The organism is Limnohabitans sp. 63ED37-2, from assembly GCF_001412535.1.
Taxonomy (GTDB): domain Bacteria; phylum Pseudomonadota; class Gammaproteobacteria; order Burkholderiales; family Burkholderiaceae_C; genus Limnohabitans_A.
In genome coordinates, this window is record NZ_CP011774.1 from 2,673,140 (window position 1) to 2,692,723 (window position 19,584).

At 60.1% G+C, this 19,584-nt stretch carries 17 protein-coding genes; 7 read left to right on the forward strand and 10 right to left on the reverse strand.

Annotated features, from left to right (window positions below; genetic code table 11):
* Positions 1 to 95 precede the first annotated feature (95 nt).
* Complete coding sequence (locus L63ED372_RS12530) at positions 96 to 548, forward strand: lytic transglycosylase domain-containing protein (RefSeq protein WP_062406245.1); 453 nt, start codon at positions 96 to 98, stop codon at positions 546 to 548.
* 290 nt (positions 549 to 838) lie between these two features.
* On the forward strand, positions 839 to 1,261 hold the full coding sequence (locus tag L63ED372_RS12535) for an RNA recognition motif domain-containing protein (protein WP_062406246.1): 423 nt from the start codon (positions 839 to 841) through the stop codon (positions 1,259 to 1,261).
* 174 nt (positions 1,262 to 1,435) lie between these two features.
* On the opposite strand, the gene aspS is transcribed toward L63ED372_RS12535, so the two are convergent.
* The 10 genes from aspS to L63ED372_RS12585 form a co-directional block, all read right to left on the reverse strand.
* On the reverse strand, positions 1,436 to 3,250 hold the full coding sequence (gene aspS, locus L63ED372_RS12540) for an aspartate--tRNA ligase (RefSeq protein ID WP_062406247.1): 1,815 nt from the start codon (positions 3,248 to 3,250) through the stop codon (positions 1,436 to 1,438).
* Between the two features lie 46 nt (positions 3,251 to 3,296).
* On the reverse strand, positions 3,297 to 3,962 hold the full coding sequence (locus L63ED372_RS12545) for a DUF502 domain-containing protein (RefSeq protein ID WP_062406248.1): 666 nt from the start codon (positions 3,960 to 3,962) through the stop codon (positions 3,297 to 3,299).
* A gap of 37 nt (positions 3,963 to 3,999) precedes the next feature.
* Positions 4,000 to 4,323 (reverse strand): FmdB family zinc ribbon protein, encoded by a 324-nt coding sequence (locus L63ED372_RS12550; RefSeq protein ID WP_062406249.1) that lies wholly within the window; start codon positions 4,321 to 4,323, stop codon positions 4,000 to 4,002.
* Between the two features lie 196 nt (positions 4,324 to 4,519).
* Positions 4,520 to 5,995, reverse strand: a complete 1,476-nt coding sequence (locus L63ED372_RS12555; RefSeq protein WP_062408084.1) for a sodium:solute symporter family protein — start codon at positions 5,993 to 5,995, stop codon at positions 4,520 to 4,522.
* A gap of 24 nt (positions 5,996 to 6,019) precedes the next feature.
* Positions 6,020 to 7,597: a ubiquinone biosynthesis regulatory protein kinase UbiB gene (gene ubiB, locus L63ED372_RS12560; RefSeq protein WP_442915115.1), complete on the reverse strand. Its 1,578-nt coding sequence runs from the start codon at positions 7,595 to 7,597 to the stop codon at positions 6,020 to 6,022.
* Positions 7,594 to 8,154: a hypothetical protein gene (locus tag L63ED372_RS12565; protein WP_062406250.1), complete on the reverse strand. Its 561-nt coding sequence runs from the start codon at positions 8,152 to 8,154 to the stop codon at positions 7,594 to 7,596. The genes ubiB and L63ED372_RS12565 overlap by 4 nt, the downstream gene beginning before the upstream one ends.
* Positions 8,155 to 8,202: 48 nt before the next feature.
* Positions 8,203 to 9,225, reverse strand: a complete 1,023-nt coding sequence (locus tag L63ED372_RS12570; protein ID WP_062406251.1) for a Tim44 domain-containing protein — start codon at positions 9,223 to 9,225, stop codon at positions 8,203 to 8,205.
* Positions 9,226 to 9,260: 35 nt separating this feature from the next.
* Positions 9,261 to 9,992 carry a bifunctional demethylmenaquinone methyltransferase/2-methoxy-6-polyprenyl-1,4-benzoquinol methylase UbiE gene (gene ubiE / locus L63ED372_RS12575; RefSeq protein ID WP_062406252.1) on the reverse strand — a complete coding sequence of 244 codons (732 nt, stop codon included), beginning with the start codon at positions 9,990 to 9,992 and terminating at the stop codon, positions 9,261 to 9,263.
* Between the two features lie 10 nt (positions 9,993 to 10,002).
* Positions 10,003 to 10,422, reverse strand: a complete 420-nt coding sequence (locus L63ED372_RS12580; RefSeq protein WP_062406253.1) for a gamma-butyrobetaine hydroxylase-like domain-containing protein — start codon at positions 10,420 to 10,422, stop codon at positions 10,003 to 10,005.
* Between the two features lie 41 nt (positions 10,423 to 10,463).
* On the reverse strand, positions 10,464 to 14,342 hold the full coding sequence (locus L63ED372_RS12585; protein WP_062408093.1) for a DUF3683 domain-containing protein: 3,879 nt from the start codon (positions 14,340 to 14,342) through the stop codon (positions 10,464 to 10,466).
* A 289-nt stretch (positions 14,343 to 14,631) separates the two neighbouring features.
* Here L63ED372_RS12585 and ugpB point away from each other — a divergent pair, with 289 nt between their 5' ends.
* The 5 genes from ugpB (at position 14,632) to ugpQ (ending at position 19,559) form a co-directional block, all read left to right on the forward strand.
* Positions 14,632 to 15,936 carry a sn-glycerol-3-phosphate ABC transporter substrate-binding protein UgpB gene (gene ugpB / locus L63ED372_RS12590; protein WP_062406254.1) on the forward strand — a complete coding sequence of 435 codons (1,305 nt, stop codon included), beginning with the start codon at positions 14,632 to 14,634 and terminating at the stop codon, positions 15,934 to 15,936.
* A gap of 98 nt (positions 15,937 to 16,034) precedes the next feature.
* Positions 16,035 to 16,916, forward strand: a complete 882-nt coding sequence (gene ugpA, locus L63ED372_RS12595) for a sn-glycerol-3-phosphate ABC transporter permease UgpA (protein WP_062406255.1) — start codon at positions 16,035 to 16,037, stop codon at positions 16,914 to 16,916.
* A gap of 9 nt (positions 16,917 to 16,925) precedes the next feature.
* Entirely contained in the window at positions 16,926 to 17,780 is an 855-nt protein-coding gene (ugpE, locus tag L63ED372_RS12600; protein ID WP_062406256.1) for a sn-glycerol-3-phosphate ABC transporter permease UgpE, read from the forward strand.
* Between the two features lie 10 nt (positions 17,781 to 17,790).
* Positions 17,791 to 18,804: a sn-glycerol-3-phosphate ABC transporter ATP-binding protein UgpC gene (gene ugpC / locus L63ED372_RS12605; protein ID WP_062406257.1), complete on the forward strand. Its 1,014-nt coding sequence runs from the start codon at positions 17,791 to 17,793 to the stop codon at positions 18,802 to 18,804.
* Positions 18,801 to 19,559 carry a glycerophosphodiester phosphodiesterase gene (gene ugpQ, locus L63ED372_RS12610; RefSeq protein ID WP_062406258.1) on the forward strand — a complete coding sequence of 253 codons (759 nt, stop codon included), beginning with the start codon at positions 18,801 to 18,803 and terminating at the stop codon, positions 19,557 to 19,559. Before ugpC ends, ugpQ begins: the two co-directional genes overlap by 4 nt.
* The last annotated feature ends 25 nt before the right edge of the window (positions 19,560 to 19,584 follow it).

Sequence of the window (19,584 nt, forward strand, 5' to 3'; positions counted from 1 at the left end):
TGATTGGCGTGACCAGCGATTTTCCCGGCCTTCTCCACCCTTGAACGACACCCACTTTGCTGCCATTTGACCGCCATCCATGCTGGATTTTTTGCGTGTGCCTGCTGGCCTGGGCCAACGCCGCAGCGCATGCCAAAACACAGGCCCCGAACCAGCTCGCCTCCAGCCTGGCTGCAGATCAATGCCTCCTTCCGGCCGCTCAACGGCATGGCGTGAACCCACACATCTTGCGGGCCATCCTGCAGGTCGAGTCGGGCATGCGACCTCATGTGGTGAGCCGCAACCGAAATGGGAGCATCGATGTGGGGATGGCCCAGATCAATTCGATCCATTTCCGTGAACTGGCGCAATGGGGCATCACCCCCGAGCGGCTGCTGGACCCCTGTGTGGCCACCCATGTCGCGGCTTGGCACCTCAAACGCGTCATGCTGCACCATGGCAACACCTGGTTCGGCGTGGCAGCCTACCACTCGGCCACACCCGTTCATAACCAGCGTTATCAAGCATTGCTGAGGCAAGAATTGGTGCGCACAGGCGTTTGGCGCTGACACCGTTCAGAACGTACATCCTGGATTGTCCAGACGGATGCGTCCGACACAGCAGAGGACCCTTGTTGGTAAATGGCACAAGAGAACGCCAAAAAACAAGGTCAATTTCGAAACATTGACAATATTTGCAGCTATTTTGACGCTATGCCCCATAATCTGATAGTGCGCGTTCTTTTAACGTCACATTTGAGGTGATCGGTCAGTTTCGCGCGCTACGGCGGCACTTTTCAGGTTTGTTGTGCTTTCGGGACCCCATCGCTTTTGTTTTCATGTGTTTTTCAGGAGTCCCCATGGGCAATAAACTTTACGTCGGCAATCTGCCGTACACCGTTCGTGACGAAGACCTGCAACAGGCATTCGGCGAATTCGGCACCATCACCAGCGCCAAAGTCATGATGGAGCGCGATACAGGTCGTTCCAAAGGTTTCGGTTTTGTGGAAATGGGCAGCGATGCTGAAGCCCAAGCCGCGATCAACGGCATGAACGGTCAATCCTTGGGTGGTCGCAGCATCACTGTGAACGAAGCCCGTCCGATGGAGGCACGTCCTCCACGCACCGGTGGTTTCGGTGGTGGTGGTGGCTACGGCGGTGGCGGCCGTTCCGGCGGCGGCGGCTACGGCGGCGGTGACCGTTCCGGTGGCGGCGGCTACGGCGGTGGCGGCGATCGCTCCGGCGGTGGCGGCTACGGCGGCGGCGGTCGCGGCGGCTACTAAGCCCTGCACCCTTTCAACGGCTTGAATGCCGTTGTCCAATTTCTGGTTCAGCCTCAGCGCTGAGCTCAGACATCCAAGGCTTCAAGACTTCGGTTTTGAGGCCTTTTTTGTGGGCGTTTCACCAACAACAACGCCACCCGAAGGTGGCGTTGACAGTCAAGCGTTCAGCGGAACTTAAGCCGATTTGACCGCATCCACATTGCGCAAGCGAATGTGCAGTTCGCGCAGTTGCTTCTCGTCCACAGGGCTTGGGGCTTGCGTGAGCAAACACTGAGCGCGTTGGGTTTTGGGGAAGGCGATCACGTCACGGATCGATTCTGCACCGGTCATGAGCGTGACGATGCGGTCCAGACCGAAGGCCAAGCCGCCGTGTGGAGGCGCACCATACTGCAGCGCATCGAGTAAGAAGCCGAACTTGAGCTGGGCTTCTTCGGGGGTGATCTTCAGGGCGTCAAACACTTTTTGCTGCACGTCGGCGCGGTGGATACGGACCGAGCCGCCACCCATTTCCCAACCGTTCAAGACCATGTCATAGCCCTTGGAGATGCACTTCTGGGGTGCGGTGACCATCCAGTCTTCGTGGCCGTCTTTGGGCGCGGTGAAGGGGTGGTGCACAGCGGTATAGCGCTGGCTCTCGTCGTCGTACTCGAACATCGGGAAGTCCACCACCCACATAGGGGCCCAACGGTCTTCGAACAGGCCGTTGGCTTTGCCAAAGGCGCTGTGGCCAATCTTGATGCGCAAGGCGCCAATGGCGTCGTTGACGATTTTTTCCTTGTCGGCGCCAAAGAAGATCAGGTCGCCGTTTTGAGCGCCCGAGCGCTCGAGCACAGCGTTGAGCGCCGCGTCATGGATGTTCTTGACAATGGGGGACTGCAAACCGTCACGGCCTTTGGAAAAGTCGTTGACCCGGATGTAGGCCAGGCCCTTGGCGCCATAGATCTTGACGAACTCGGTGTAGGCATCGATCTCGCCGCGGCTGATGCCACCACCTTCGACCGAGCCACCCGGCACGCGCAGGGCCACCACGCGGCCACCCTTCATGTTGGCCGCACCCGAGAACACCTTGAAGTCCACATCCGCCATGACGTCGGTCACTTCGGTGAACTGCATTTTCACGCGCAGATCGGGCTTGTCCGAGCCGTACAGGTGCATGGCATCTTGGTACGTCATGACCGGGAACTCGCCCAAATCCACGCCGATGGTTTTCTGGAACACGCGCTTGATCATGCCCTGGAACATGTCGCGGATCTCTTCTTCGGTCAGGAAGGAGGTTTCGATATCGATCTGGGTGAATTCGGGCTGGCGGTCGGCACGCAAGTCTTCATCGCGGAAGCACTTTGTGATTTGGTAGTAACGGTCGTAGCCCGCCACCATCAAGAGCTGCTTGAACAGCTGGGGTGATTGGGGCAAGGCGAAGAACTGGCCATCGTGCACGCGGCTGGGCACCAAATAATCGCGGGCCCCTTCGGGGGTGCTCTTGGTGAGCATGGGGGTTTCGATGTCGACGAAGCCGTTTTCATCGAGGTACTTGCGCACTTCCATCGCCACCTTGTAGCGCAGCATCAGGTTGTTTTGCATGTACGGACGGCGCAAGTCCAGCACGCGATGGGTCAAGCGAGTGGTCTCGGACAGGTTGTCTTCGTCGATCTGGAACGGGGGTGTGACCGACTCGTTCAGGACAATCAGCTCATGGCACAGCACCTCGATCTTGCCGCTCTTGAGGCCTTCGTTGGTGGTGCCATCGGGCCGGGCACGCACGATGCCTTTGATCTGCACACAGTATTCATTGCGGACCTCTTCGGCCACCTTGAACATGTCAGGGCGGTCCGGGTCACACACCACCTGGCACTGACCTTCGCGGTCGCGCAGATCAATGAAGATCACACCGCCATGGTCGCGGCGACGGTTGACCCAGCCACACAGGCTCACGGTTTGGCCGATCAAGGCTTCGGTCACCAGACCGCAATAGTGGGTACGCATGGACATCTTGAGGAACTTTCTGGATTCGCAGGAACAGGATTCTGAAAAGGTATCAGCTCAGCTGGGGCTGGACTGCCGTGGGCTTGGGGACAGGCGTGCCGGGCACGACCACACCCATCGAGATGATGTATTTGAGGGCGTCATCCACGCTCATGTCGAGTTCCACCACATCGGCTTTGGGCATCATCAAAAAGAAGCCCGAGGTGGGGTTGGGCGTGGTGGGCACATACACACTGACCATCGGTTGGCCCAGGTGTTTGGCCACCTCACCGCCTGGTGTGCCGGTCAAAAAAGCAATGGTCCACGAACCTTGGCGGGGGTATTGAACCAGCAGGGCCTTCGAAAACGCATGACCACTGCCCGAAAACAAGGTGTCGGCCACCTGCTTGACGCTGGTGTAGATGCTGCGCACCACAGGGATGCGGTTCATCAGACCATGCCATTTGCGCAGCCACCATTGGCCAAACATATTGGCCACAAACACGCCCGTGGCAAAAATAACCAGGGCCACAATGGCCACGCCCAAGCCCGGTACGCCACGCAGGTATTCGGCGCTGGCGTGCACGCCAGGAATCAAGGTGTCGGCCGCATGCAAAACGGCCAAAAAGATGGCATCGAGCATGCCCACCAACCACATGAGCACCCACACCGTGATGCCCATGGGCAGCCACACCAACAAGCCGGTGACGAAATACTGTTTGAAGCTGCGCTGTTTCATGGGGGGCAATCGGTGGGGAGTCAGGGCTCAAAAAGGCTCAGTGGCAAGCACAAGATGCCGCGCAAGCGCCTGCACTTGTCGTGGCAGCAGGAGCGGTGGTATCACTGGCCGGGGCCGATGCGGGTGAGGCCACGGCATCGGCTGCGGTGCCGGCAGCAGCAGGCACACCGGCGGCCCCACCACCTTTGAAGTCGGTGGCATACCAGCCAGTGCCCTTGAGTTGGAAACCCGGTGCAGTCAGCTGTTTGTTGAATTTGGGGGCACCGCAAGCAGGGCAATCGGTCAGCGGCGCGTCACTCATTTTTTGCAGAACATCCTTGGCATGGCCGCAGGCGTCGCATTTGTAGGCGTAAATGGGCATGTGAAGAGCCTTTGAAGGTGATGCAAGAAAACCTTCAATTATAGGCTTGGCAGCGCCCATCAAGCCCCAGGCCCAAGGCATCACCCTGGCCATGGCCCGGCAGCTGGGCTGGGCTTGTGGCCAAGGGCCTGGTCAGCCTGGGACAAAAATGGCCGCCATGGCTAAAGTGGCCAGCAAGGCCACTTCGGGCGTGATTTCAGCGCTTGGTGGTGTCGCGAGCGGCATGGTCCAATGCGCTGGCCATGGACTGGCCCTGGTTGGCAATCACACTCGGCGTCAACGAGCCCAACAGCATGCCCACGATGGAGGCCATCAGGCCCAGCAAATTGGCCGGCACCAGCGTTTCGGGGGCGAGGAAGTTGAACACCAGCCAAGTTCCCACGCCCAACACCACCGAGAACAAGGCCCCCTGGGTGTTGGCCCGTTTCCAGAAGGCACCCGCCACCAGCGGGACAAAAGCCCCGGTCAGGGTGACGTTGTAGGCGTTTTGCACCATCTCGTACATGGTGCTGGTGCTGTTGAGGGCAAACAGCAGGGCGAACGAGGTGAAGGTGACCAAGATGACGCGCAGCAGCAGCAAGAACTGGCGGTCACTCATGTGGGGCACAAAGGGCTTGAGCACGTTCTCGGTGAAGGTGGCCGTTGGGGCCAACAAGGCACCGCTGGCGGTGGACAAGATGGCCGAGAGCAAGGCGCCAAAAAACAAAATCTGCGCCCACATGGGCATTTTTCCCAGCACCAGGTCGGGCAAGATGCGTTGGATGGCGCGGGCGTCTTCCGACTCGAACAAGGCCTTGAGCTCGGGGTGGGCGATCAGGGCTGCGTAAGCGATGTACAAAGGAATAAATGCCATCACGAAATACATCAGGCCGCCAATGATGGTGCCCCTGACGGCGGTTTTTTCGTCCTTGGCACTGGTCATGCGCTGAAACACATCTTGCTGCGGGATGGAGCCAAAGGCAAACGCAAAGAAAGCGCCGGCCATGGCCCACCAGGCAGCGGCATCCATGTCGGCGGGGAACATGTCCAACTTGCCATCGGCGGCAGCTTGCGCCACCACCTTGTCAAAGCCACCCGCATTGCCGCCCACCAGCAAAGCCACAGCCATCAGCCCCACAACAATCACCACGGTCTGGAACAGGTCGGTGAAGGCCACCGACCACATGCCGCCAAACACGGTGTAAATCAACACCACGGCCGCACCCATCATGATGGCGTAGTTCAGGTCAATCGCCCCGGACGAGAGCACATGGATGACCAAGCCCAGCGCTGTCAATTGCGCCGAGGTCCAGCCCAGGTAAGACAACACGATCGCCACACTGGTGAGCACTTCCACCGACTTGCCGTAGCGCACCTTGTAGAAGTCGCCAATGGTCAGCAAGTTCAGGCGGTAAAACAGCTTGGCAAAAAGCAAAGCGGCCAGCACCAGACAGACGGTGGCGCCAAAAGGATCACCGGGGATGCCATTCAGCCCGTCTTTGGCAAAGGTGGCTGACACCGACAAAACGGTTTCGGCCCCGAACCAGGTGGCAAAGACGGTAGCCACGTTCATGTACAGCGGCAAGCTCCGGCCCGCCACCAGGTAATCCTTGGCCCCATGGACCCGGCGTGCAGCGAACAAACCGATGCCGATGGTCACGGCCAAATAAGCGATCACAAAAGTCAGCAGCACCTTCATCTCCTCCAAAAATCAGGCTTAGTAGATCAGTTGCAGGTGCATGCCCACCTGCAAAACGAGCAAGGAGACCACAAAGCCCAATCCGGCGTAAATCAGGGTTTGCAGCAGTTTGTTGGTTCTGCGCTGCTCGGCCAGCAGCTGCTCCATCTGGCGTGCATCGCTTTGGCGCGGCTGTTGCAGGTAATCGTGCAACAAGCGTGGCAACTGCGGCAGCAGTTTGGCGTAATGCGGGGCTTGGGACTTGAGCTCTTCCCAGAGTTTTTTGGGCCCAATTTGCTCCAGCATCCAAGTCTCAAGGAAAGGTTTGGCCGTGCTCCACAGGTCCAGCTCCGGATCCAAATCGCGGCCCAGCCCTTCGATGTTGAGCAAGGTTTTTTGCAGCAGCACCAGCTGAGGCTGGATCTCAACCTGAAAGCGGCGCGAGGTCTGGAACAGGCGCATGAGCACCATGCCCAGAGAAATTTCCTTGAGCGGACGGTCGAAGTAGGGCTCGCAAACAGCGCGGATGGCCGACTCGAGCTCATCGACCCGCGTCTCGGGTGGCACCCACCCAGACTCGATGTGCAGTTCGGCCACACGCTTGTAGTCGCGGCGGAAAAACGCCGTGAAGTTTTGCGCCAGGTACTCCTTGTCATACTCGGTGAGCGTGCCCACAATGCCAAAGTCCAGCGAAATGTAGCGGCCAAAGGTCTCGGGGGCCAGACTCACCTGGATGTTGCCCGGGTGCATGTCCGCGTGGAAAAAACCGTCGCGAAACACTTGCGTGAAAAACAGCGTCACGCCATCACGGGCGAGTTTGGGGATGTCCACACCCGCTTCGCGCAAACGGTCGACCTGGCTGATGGGCACGCCGTGCATGCGCTCCATGACAATGACCTCGGGATGGCAAAAGTCCCAGAGCATTTCGGGGATCAACACCAGATCGAGGCCTTGCATGTTGCGGCGCAGCTGCGCAGCGTTGGCCGCTTCGCGCACCAAGTCCAGCTCATCGTGCAGGTATTTGTCGAACTCGGCCACCACCTCGCGGGGTTTCAATCGTTTGCCATCGGCGCTCAGGTTTTCCACCCAGCCCGCCATCATGCGCATGAGGCTGAGGTCTTTGTCGATCACCGGCAGCATGCCCGGGCGCAAGACCTTCACGGCCACCTCGCGCACATGGCCCGATTTGCCACGCAGGGTGGCAAAGTGCACCTGGGCGATCGAGGCACTGGCCACGGGCTCGCGTTCAAAGGTTTCAAAGATGTCGTCGACTTTGCGGTTGAAAGCCCGCTCGATCGAGGCCACCGCGATGGCCGAGCTGAAGGGCGGCACCCGGTCTTGCAGCTTGGCCAGTTCTTCTGCGATGTCGAAGGGCAAAAGGTCGCGCCGGGTCGACAGCACTTGGCCAAACTTCACAAAGATCGGACCCAGACGCTCCAGCGCTTCACGCAGACGCACCGCACGGGGTGAGCGCAAGTCCCGGCCCACCGACAGCACGCGGGCCAAGAGACGAATCCAAGGTTTCTGAAAGCTCGACAGCACCAATTCGTCCAGGCCGTAGCGCAGGACGATGAAGACGATGAAAGCGCCGCGCCCGAAACGGCCCCAGCGCATCATGCTGCGCTGCCCGTACGCAGCCCGGTACCGGGGCGCTGGGCGACAAAACCGCGCAATGCCGTCATGGCCTGACGGGCAACTTGTGCCAGGGTGTGCGCGGGGGCGTCGCCGATCAGGCGGGCCAGGTCTTCTTCGGCATCCCAGCGCACATGGTCGATCAGCCAATTGACTTCGGCGGCCAGCTGCACATCGCCTTCGATGCGCACCTTGGGTTTGTCGCCACGCGCCAGCGCCGAAGCCAGCGAAACGGGGGACTCTTCAGTCACCGTGAGGCGCAGATCAAAGCCTTCAAAATGGCCGCGCTCGAGCAGGCCTGCAGGGGTCGGGCTCAATTGAAGTTGCATGCGCTCCCAGACCAGCTCGATGCGCTGGCCTTTTTGGCGGGCCAAGCGGGCCATGGCCTCGGGCTCGCTCATCAGCACATGGTTGAGGAACAAAACAAGGCGGTTGATGCTCTCGTCCACCACCCAAGCCGGAGGCTGGAAGTTGGCCGCAAGCCGGTTGACCATGTCGGGCAGCGCCTGAGCGGCCCATGAAAAAGGGGACTGTGTTGCCATAGTCCCCGATTATTCCCGAAAGTGTTGGCCCATTGAGGGGCCCGGGCTTTATTGCAGCGCTTGCACGCCCGCCACCAACCAGCCGCCGCCTTGCTTGGACTTGCTCATGTTCCAAACTTCACGGAATGGGCTCGGGCCGGAAGCCGCGTCTTCGCGGATCATGCCGTTGAACTCCACACTGGCCAAGTAAGCATCGGCCTGCTCTTCGATGCCCAAGAGTTGGGCGTCGAGCATCACAACTTCTGTCTTGTTGGGCTGTCCGGGGAACTGCGCTTCGCGCTCGGACAGCTGGTTGCGAATTTCCACCACCATGGCGTCCGTCATCATGGAACGCAGGGCGCTGATGTCGGAACGGTCCCAGGCGTCTTGCAAGGTGACGAAATTGCGCTTGGCCGCGGTGACAAAACTGTCCACGTCAAAACCGGCTGGGATGCCCCAGGTTTGTGAACCGCTCAAACTGTCACTGGTACTGGCATTCAGGCCGGAACCAATGCCCGAGCCAATCATGGAGCCGGTTGTAGCCGAGGCAGCCGAGCTGTCAAAACGGGTGTTCTGGCCTTCCCAAGGGCGGGCCGAAGCATCGTTGCCCACGTTTTGCGGACTGTATTGTTTGAAAGTGGCGGGGTTTTCTGCCGAAGCACCTGCACCTTGGTAAGCCAAGCCACCCGTTTGCCCGGCATTGCCACGACGGGCCCGCATGATCATGCCGATCACCGCCAGCACGGCGACACCGATCAACAAAGCCATCAAGATGTTGCCAAAGGCTTCACCCATACCGAGCGAGCTGGCCAACCAGGCCAAGCCAAGGCCAGCGGCCAAGCCGCCTAGCATGGCACCCCAAGGCTTCTTGGGCGCAGCCGCTGCAGGCGCAGCAGCGGGCTTGGCCGCATTGGTGGGCGCAGCGTTTTGAGCCGGTGCGGCAGGGGTTTGTGGCGCGGCGTCGCGCTTGGTGACCTGGTTCGACTGCTGGCCAATGGATTTGCCACCGCCCATGCGGCGTGCAGCCTCGGCATTCAGGCTGCCCAAGGCCATCACGCCTGCGAGCATCAGTGTCATCAACTTCTTGTTCATGGTGTCTCCAACTCCGGAAATTCAGTTTTCGGGCTTCAACATTTGATGCCCATGTGCAAGGCTACCACCCCCGCCGACAAATTGTGAAAATCCACATGACCAAATCCGGCATTTTTCATAAGGGTTTTCAGCTCTTCTTGCCCGGGGTGCATGCGGATGGATTCGGCCAGATAACGGTAGCTGTCGGCGTCGCCCGCCACCAGCTTGCCCAGCTGCGGCAAGATCTTGAAGCTGTACCAGTCGTAGGCTTTTTCCAAGGGTTTGGCCACTTTGGAAAACTCCAAAACCAGCAACTTCCCGCCCGGCTTGAGCACGCGGCACATTTCCTTCAAGGCCACATCCTTGTGGGTCATGTTGCGCAAACCAAAGGCGACGCTGACCACGTTGAAGTGGGCGTCAGGAAATGGCAACTTTTCGGCATCACACACCAAAGTGGGCAAAGCCAGGCCGTGGTCGACCAAGCGGTCACGCCCGGTGGACAACATGGCTTCGTTGATGTCGGTGTGCACCACGCGGCCGGTAGCGCCGACTTTTTTGGCGAACGCCATGGACAAATCGCCCGTGCCGCCTGCGATGTCGAGCACCTGATCGCCCTCTTTGAGGTTGGCCACTTGCACGGTGTAAGCCTTCCAGACGCGGTGTAAGCCCATGGACATCAGGTCGTTCATCACGTCATATTTGGACGCAACCGAGTCGAACACGCCTCGAACGTGCTTGGCTTTTTCGCTTTCGTCAACGGTTTTGAAACCGAAGTGGGTGCTGCTCATGTCGGGCCCCTCAATGCTTGTGCCCACAGCTGCCGCCCGCTGATGCTTCGACCATGGGCGCGTCGCGGCTCATGCCCGCGGCTAGCAGGCGGTCTTCGTACTGTTTCCACAAAGCCTCTTGCTGATCGCCCAGAAAGTACAGGTATTCCCAGGTGAACAGGCCCGACTCGTGCCCGTCGGTGAAGGTCGGTTTCACGGCGTAATTGCCCACGGGTTCGATTTCAACGATACCCACCTCGCGCTTACCGGTTTGCAGCACTTCCTGGCCGGGGCCATGGCCCTGCACCTCGGCCGAGGGCGAGTACACGCGCATCAGCTCAAACGGGATACGGAATTGCGCACCGTCAGAAAACCCGATCTCCAGCACTCGGGTTTGACCGTGCAGGGTCAACGACTCGGGGCGGGGCATGTCTTTTTTCAATCCGGCCATGTTGTGCTTTCGAAATGTTCCTGTCGGTTTGCGCTTTGGGCTTAGACCAACACGCGCTCGATGCCGCCTGCATTGGCCGCATTCACGTACTCGGGCATCCATTCTTCGCCCAAGATGTGTTTGGCCATCTCGACCACGATGTAGTCGGCTTCGAGCAGGCCGTTTTGCAGGTCGTCACCAAAGCGCGACAAGCCCTGCAGGCAGCTGGGGCAGCTGGTGAGGATTTTCACATTGGCCTGAGGCGCCAGCGCACCGCTGCTGCGCAGGGCGGCTTCGCCTTTGAGCAGCTCTTCCTCCTTGCGAAAGCGCACCTGGGTCGAGATGTCAGGGCGCGTCACGCCCAGCGTGCCCGATTCACCGCAACAGCGTTTGCTCTCCAGCACGTTGTCACCCATCAAGGCCTTCACGGTCTTCATGGGCTCTTGTTGCTTCATGGGGCTGTGGCAAGGGTCGTGGTAAAGATAGGCGCCGCCTTCGCCCAGCTTCATGCCTTTTTCGAGCAGGAACTCGTGGATGTCGATGATGCGGCAGCCGGGGAAGATCTTGTCGAACTGATAGCCTTGCAGCTGGTCATAACAGGTGCCGCAGCTCACCACCACGGTCTTGATGTCCAAGTAGTTGAGCGTGTTGGCCACCCGGTGGAACAGCACACGGTTGTCGGTGATGATCTTCTCGGCCTTGTCGAACTGGCCCGAGCCTTTTTGCGGGTAACCGCAGCACAGGTAGCCCGGTGGCAACACGGTCTGCACGCCCACATGCCAGAGCATGGCCTGCGTGGCCAGGCCCACCTGGCTGAACAGGCGCTCCGAGCCACAACCGGGGAAATAAAACACCGCTTCTGATTCAGACGTGGTGGCCTTCGGATTGCGGATGATGGGCACGTAGTCGTTGTCTTCGATGTCCAGCAAAGCACGTGCGGTTTTCTTGGGCAGATTGCCCGGCATCTTCTTGTTGATGAAGTGGATCACCTGCTCTTTAATGGGCGCGGTGCCCACCGATGCAGGTGGTGCGCTGGTTTGCTTGCGCGCCACGCCCTTGAGCAAACCGGCCACAAAACGCTGCGCACGCATGCCAACGCCCACCATGGCGGCACGCGCCAGCTTGATGGTCTCGGGGTTGGTGGCGTTGAGCATGAACATGGCGGCCGCATTGCCGGGACGGAAGCTTTTCTGCCCCATCTTGCGCAGCAGATTGCGCATGTTCATCGACACATCACCAAAGTCAATATTGACCGGGCAAGGCGTCAGGCACTTGTGGCACACGGTGCAGTGGTCGGCCACGTCTTCAAACTCTTGCCAATGCTTGATCGAGATCCCACGGCGTGTTTGCTCTTCGTAGAGGAAAGCCTCGACCAGCAAGGAGGTGGCCAAAATCTTGTTGCGTGGGCTGTAAAGCAAATTGGCACGCGGCACATGCGTGGCGCACACAGGCTTGCACTTGCCGCAGCGCAAGCAGTCCTTCACGCTGGCGGCGATGGCACCAATGTCGGACTGCTGCATGATCAGCGACTCGTGGCCCATCAGGCCAAAGCTGGGGGTGTAAGCGTGCGTCAGGTCGGCCGCATGCACATCGTCACCCAGTCCCGTCAGGGCCGCGCCACGCAGCAGCTTGCCTTTGTTGAAGCGCCCTTCGGGGTCCACTTTGGCTTTGTAGGCGGTGAAATTGGCCAACTCGGCGTCGGTCAAAAACTCCAGCTTGGTGATGCCAATGCCGTGTTCGCCAGAGATCACACCGTCCAGGCTGCGCGCCAGCACCATGATGCGGGCCACCGCCTCGTGCGCGGTCTGCAGCATCTCGTAGTTGTCACTGTTCACCGGAATGTTGGTGTGCACATTGCCGTCACCCGCGTGCATGTGCAGCGCCACCCACACGCGGCCTTTGAGCACGCGCTGGTGAATGGCATTGACCTCGTTGAGGATCGGCAAAAACGCCGAGCCGGAGAAGATGTTCTGGAACGCCGGGCGAATTTGTGTCTTCCAGCTGGCGCGCAAGCTGTGCTCTTGCAGTTGAGGAAACAGCGCGTCGACATCGTTCAACCAGCCTTGCCACTGTGCACGCACCTCGCGCACCACCGCCAAGGCTTGTGCCACGCGGTCTTCCAGCAACTCGGCCGATGGGATGTCGCTGGCGTCGTCTTGTTTGCCCAGCGGCAGGTTGCCCCGCTCCAAGAAAGCTTCGATTTCGCGGCACAGCTTGAGCTTGTTGCGCAGGCTCAGTTCAATGTTGATTCGCTCGATGCCATCGGTGTACTCGGCCATGCGTGGCAAGGGAATCACCACATCTTCGTTGACCTTGAAGGCATTGGTGTGGCGCGAGATGGCGGCCGTCTTTTTACGGTCCAGCCAGAACTTCTTGCGTGCCTCGGGGCTGATGGCAATGAAGCCTTCGCCGCTGCGCGAGTTGGCAATGCGCACGATCTCGCTGGTCGCCTTGGCCACGTCGTCGGCATTGTCCCCGGCGATGTCACCGATCAAGACCATCTTGGGAAAGCCGCCACGCTTGGACTTGGTGGAATAACCCACCGCCCGCAAATAGCGGTCGTCCAGGTGCTCCAGACCCGCCATCACGGTGCCGGTGCGCTTTTGCTCGGCAAACATGAAGTCCTTGATCTCGACGATGCTGGGCACCGCCTCGCGGGCATGGCCAAAAAACTCCATGCACACGGTGCGGGTGTGGGTGGGCATGCGGTGCACGACCCAGCGGGCGCTGGTGATCAGGCCGTCGCAGCCTTCTTTTTGCACACCAGGCAGGCCGCTCAAAAACTTGTCGGTCACGTCCTTGCCCAAGCCTTCCTTGCGGAAAGTCTTGCCCGGGATCACCAGGGTTTCGGTCCGAATCGGGGTTTTGCCGTCGGCTTTGAAGTAGCGCAACTCAAAAGTGGCAACCTCGGCGTCATGGATCTTGCCCATGTTGTGGTCCATGCGCACCACGTCCAGCCATTCGGCGTCGGGGGTGACCATGCGCCAGCTGGCGAGGTTGTCGAGCGCAGTGCCCCACAAAACCGCTTTTTTGCCGCCCGCGTTCATGGCGATGTTGCCGCCCACGCAACTGGCCTCGGCCGAGGTGGGATCCACTGCAAACACAAAACCGCCGCGCTCGGCCGCATCGGCCACACGCTGGGTCACCACACCGGCTTCGGTGTAGATGGTAGGTATCTTGTGGGCGATGCCCGGCAGGTCGACCATCTCGACCTCGGTCATGGCTTCGAGCTTTTCGGTGTTGATGACCGCACTCTTCCAGGTCAGCGGGATCGCGCCGCCGGTATAGCCCGTGCCGCCGCCACGGGGCACGATGGTCAGTCCCAAATCGATACAGCCTTTGACCAGCCCCGCCATTTCGGTCTCGCTGTCGGGGGTCAGCACCACAAAGGGGTACTCGACGCGCCAGTCGGTGGCGTCGGTCACATGGCTCACACGCGAGAGGCCGTCGAACTTGATGTTGTCTTTGGCCGTCAGACGCCCCAGGGTCTTTTGCACCTGGCTGCGCAGCTTGGCCATGCGGATGAAGCGCTCACTGAACTGCGTCACGGCCTGGGTGGCCATGGCCAACAGCTGGCCCACCAAGGCATCGCGGGCCGCGTCGGCCTGTGGCGTGCGGCGCTTTTGCACCTCGCCCAAACGGTGCTGCAAGGCCTCGACCAGCAATTTGCGTCGGGCCGGGTTGTCCAACAGGTCGTCCTGCAAATAGGGGTTGCGCTCGACCACCCAAATGTCACCCAATACTTCGTACAGCATGCGGGCCGAACGGCCTGTGCCACGCTCCTGACGCAACTGGTTGAGCAGATCCCAGGCGGACACCCCCAACAGTCGCACCACGATTTCACGGTCTGAAAAGCTGGTGTAGTTGTAGGGAATTTCGCGCAGGCGCGGCGCATCGGCGTCGGCTTGCATCAAATGTTGGAGCGTGGTGGGTGCATTCATGGGTGTGGCGCAGTCAAAGGCGTCGCTGAAGACGCTGTCAGCCAGACCCGAAACCAATGTCAAACCGGCTGAGGGTCAATGTTACCGCAGTGCAACAAACACGCGCCTGCGGTGGGGGCACCTGTCACACAGGGGTCTGGGCTCATGGAAAGCCCGGGTTGTCATGGAACTTTCACATGGATTTAATCCTCTCGACACGTGAATCGACCCCAATACAATCCGACAGCCTTCCAACTTGACCCCACCAAGTGGTCGATTTGATCTTGTTTTACCCCTTTTAGGAGCCTGCATGAAACTCAAACTCTCCATCACCGCACTCGCTTTGGGCCTGGCCAGCATGACCGCCCAGGCCCAAACCGAAGTTCAATGGTGGCACTCGATGGGCGGCGCCCTGGGCGAGTGGGTCAACGATCTGGCCAAGGATTTCAACAACAGTCAAAAAGACTACAAAATCGTGCCCACCTTCAAGGGCAGCTACGACGAATCCATGACGGCGGCCATTGCGGCCTTCCGTGCGGGCAATGCCCCTCACATCCTGCAGGTGTTCGAAGTGGGCACCGCCACCATGATGGCCAGCAAGGGCGCCATCGTGCCCGTGGGCGAGGTCATGAAAAAAGCCGGTGTCACTTTTGACGCCAACGCCTACGTGCCTGCCGTGGCCGGTTATTACACCGCCCCTAATGGCCAGATGCTGAGCTTCCCCTTCAACAGCTCCACCACGGTCTTCCACTACAACAAAGACGCCTTCAAGGCCGCTGGTCTGGACCCCGAGAAGCCACCAAAAACCTGGCCTGAAGTGGCGCTGGCCGCTGGCAAGCTCAAAGCCTCTGGCCACAAGTGCCCCTTCACCACCAGCTGGGTGAGCTGGACGCAGCTTGAAAGCTTCTCGGCCTGGCACAACACCGAGTTCGCCTCCAAAGGCAACGGCATGCGCGGCATGGATGCACGCCTGACTTTCAACAGCCCCCTTCATGTGCGACACATCGAGAACCTGGCCAACATGGCCAAAACAGGTCTGTTCGTCTACAAGGGTCGGGGCAACGCGGCCGATGCGGTCTTTGTCTCTGGCGAATGCGCCATGACCACCGGCTCGTCGGCCTTGTACGGCAACATCAAGCGCAACGCCAAGTTCGCCTCCGGCATCTCCACCCTGCCCTATTACCCTGATGTGGCGGGCGCTCCCCAGAACACCGTGATTGGCGGTGCCAGCCTGTGGGTCATGTCAGGCAAGAAGGACAACGAATACAAGGGCGTGGCCCAGTTCTTTGCCCACCTGTCCAAGGCCGAAGAAGCGGCCAAGAGCCACCAGCGCACCGGCTACCTGCCGCTGACCAAGGCGTCTTACGAGATGACCGAGAAATCGGGCTTCTACAATCAAAACCCGGGCACCGACGTGTCGGTGGAGCAGATGATCCGCAAGACCACCGAGAAGTCACGCGGCATCCGTCTGGGCAATTTTGTGCAGATCCGCACCATCAATGACGAGGAACTCGAACAGGTTTGGGCAGGCAAAAAAGCGCCCAAAGAAGCCTTGGATGCCGCCGTCAAGCGTGGCAACGAGCAGCTCGAGCGCTTCCAAAAAGCCAACAAGTGAGTCCACTTCCCGGGCCATCTGCCCGGGTCTTGTTTTGAAAGCAGGGGCCACGCGCCCCTGCTTTTTGAGCTTTTGCGGCCCACCTAAACTCTGTCCCTATGGAAAAACGCGTTCGATTTCAGTCCCGCTGGTTGCCTTGGCTTTTGGTGGCGCCCCAAATGGCCATCGTGCTGGTGTTCTTTTTCTGGCCCGCCGGGCAGGCGCTTTACCAAAGCGTGCTGTCACAAGATGCTTTTGGCACCAGCACCGAATTTGTGGGACTGGAAAATTTTGAGCGCCTGTTTGCCGACAGCACTTACCTCGAATCCTTCAAGACCACGGCGGTTTTTTCCTTGCTGGTGGCTTTTTTCGGCTTGAGCATTTCGCTGCTGCTGGCCGTGATGGCCGACCGGGTGCTCAAGGGAGCTGCCATCTACAAAACCCTGCTGATCTGGCCTTACGCCGTGGCCCCAGTGGTGGCGGGCGTGCTGTGGCTGTTCATGTTCGCCTCGCCCATGGGGGTCATCGCTTTTTACCTGCGCTCAGTGGGCATCGAGTGGAACCACTTGCTCGATTCGGGCCACGCCATGACGCTGATCGTGGTGGCAGCCGTGTGGAAGCAAATCTCCTACAACTTCCTGTTCTTTTTGGCGGGGCTGCAGTCCATCCCCAAATCCCTTCTGGAAGCGGCGGCCATTGACGGAGCCAGCCCGTGGCACCGCTTTTGGACCATCGTGTTCCCGCTCCTGTCACCCACCACGTTTTTCCTCTTGGTCATCAATGTGGTGTATGCCTTTTTTGACACCTTCGGCATTGTCGATGCCACGACCCAAGGCGGCCCCGGCAAAGACACCGCCATCTTGGTCTACAAGGTGTATTACGACGGCTTCAAGGCGCTGGACATGGGCGGCTCGGCCGCGCAGTCGGTCATCTTGATGCTGATCGTGGTGGCGCTGACCGTGGTGCAGTTCCGTTTTGTCGAGAAAAAAGTCCAGTACTGAGCCCGCCCCATGATTGAAAAACGCCCCGGCCTCACGGTCCTGTCCCACCTGGTGTTGATCCTGGGGGTGGTGATCGTGGCCTTCCCGCTTTACCTGACTTTTGTGGCCTCCACCCAAAGCGCCGCCGAGATCGCCCAATCGGTGCCCATGTCCATGTGGCCCGGCAGCCATGCGCTGGAGACCTACAAAACCGCCCTGTTCGGCGGCGAAACCAGTGCCGGCAGCCGCATCCCAGCGGCAGCGCCGATGATGGGGGTCAGCTTGGTCAGTGCACTGGTCATTGCCTTGGGCAAAATCGCCATCTCTTTGCTGTCGGCTTTTGCCATCGTGTATTTCCGCTTTCCACTGCGCAACCTGGTGTTCTGGATGATTTTTGTCACCCTGATGCTGCCCGTCGAAGTGCGCATCGGCCCGACCTACGAGGTGGTCTCCAACTTGGGCATGCTCAACAGCTACGCGGGCCTGACGGTGCCGCTGATCGCCTCGGCCACGGCCACGTTTTTGTTCCGGCAGTTTTTCTTGACGGTGCCCGACGAGCTGGTGGAAGCGGCACGCATGGACGGCGCGGGACCGATGCGGTTTTTCATCGACATCCTCCTGCCGCTGACACGCACCTCGATCGCTGCGCTGTTTGTGATCCAGTTCATCTACGGCTGGAACCAATACCTGTGGCCGCTCTTGGTGACCACCAACGAAGACATGTACCCGGTGGTGATGGGCATCAAACGCCTGATCGCTGGCGAGGCTTACACCGAATGGAACGTGGTCATGGCCACAGCCATCTTGGCGATGCTGCCCCCGGCACTGGTCGTCATCCTGATGCAAAAATGGTTCGTCAAGGGCCTGGTTGATACGGAAAAATAAATACCTTCACATGGCTGCCATCACCCTCTCTCACATCCTCAAAACCTATGGCCAAGGGGCCAAGGCCAACACCGTCATCCACGATCTGAGCGCAGAAATCGCACACGGTGAGTTCGTGGTCATCGTCGGTCCTTCGGGCTGCGGCAAATCCACCCTGCTGCGCATGGTGGCGGGCCTGGAAGACATCTCGGGCGGCACGATTTCGATCGGTGATCGCGTGGTCAACGACCTGGAACCGGCCGAGCGCGATATCGCCATGGTGTTTCAAAACTACGCGCTGTACCCGCACATGAGCGTGTTCGACAACATGGCCTATGGCCTGAAAATCGCCAAAGTGCCAGTGGACGAAATCAAAGCCCGGGTGGACAAGGCAGCAGGCATTCTGGAACTCTCCCACCTGCTGCAGCGCAAGCCGCGTGAACTGTCTGGTGGCCAGCGCCAGCGCGTGGCCATGGGCCGCGCCATCGTGCGCCAGCCGCAGGTGTTCTTGTTTGACGAGCCGCTGTCGAATCTGGACGCCAAACTGCGTGCCCAGACGCGCCTCGAGATTCAAAAACTGCACCGCGAACTCGGCATCACCAGCCTGTTTGTGACACACGACCAGGTCGAGGCCATGACCTTGGCCCAGCGCATGATTGTGATGAACGGTGGCCACATGGAGCAGTTCGGCACGCCCGAAGAGGTCTACAACCGCCCGGCCAGCACCTTTGTGGCCAGCTTCATCGGCTCGCCCCCCATGAACTTGCTCCAACAAGCCCCGAACACCCCAGCAGGCCGCATCCTGGGCATTCGCCCCGAGCACATGGACATCACACCCACGGGTTGGCCTTTGCAGGTGGAAACGGTGGAACTGCTCGGGGCTGAGCGCTTGGTACACGCCCGTTTGGGCACAGAGAGCCTGACGCTGCGCCTGGACGCATCGCTGCCCGCCCCAACGGCTGGCGAGTCCTTTTGCATCACCCCTCGCGCGGACAAACTGCACTGGTTTGACGCCAAAACGGGCCAACGCATCACCTCCGAATGAACCCCGCTGCCAAACTCAGCCGCGCTGCCTGGCCCTACCCGCGCTGGATCGCACACCGGGGTGCGGGCAAGCTCGCCCCCGAAAACACCCTGGCGGCCTTCCGCTTGGGCGCGGCGCACGGCTACCGCATGTTTGAATGCGACGCCAAGCTCAGCGCCGACGGCATGGTGTTTTTGATGCACGACGCCACGCTGGAGCGCACCACCAACGGCCAGGGGATTGGCGGTGCGCTGCCCTGGCATGCCCTGTCGCAGCTGGACGCGGGCAGCTGGCATTCACGCGCTTTTGCAGGCGAGGCCCTGCCCACACTGGAAGCGCTGGCGAGGTTTTGCTTGGCCAATGGCCACCTGCTGAACATCGAGATCAAGCCCACCCCGGGCACCGAGTCCGCCACAGGCGAGGCCGTGGCCCGTTTGGCCGCCCGTCTGTGGACTGGCGCTGCCGTGCCGCCCCTGTTGACGTCCTTCAAACCCGATGCATTGGCGGCCGCACAAGTAGCGGCACCCCTACTGCCTCGTGGCCTGCTGGTCGACACCTTCTGGAGCGGCTGGCTTGAAAAAGCTTTGGCGCTGGACTGTGTGGCCGTGGTCGCCAACTACGCCCTCTGGGACCAGGCCACCGTGGCCCAAGTTCATGGAGCTGGCATGCGGTGCCTCAGCTACACCGTCAACGACGATTGGGCCGCTCAGCATCTGATGGCGCTGGGCACCGACGGGATCATCACCGACCGGGTGGATTTGTTCAGCCCCATCTGAACATTTGGGCACCCAAGGCCCACTT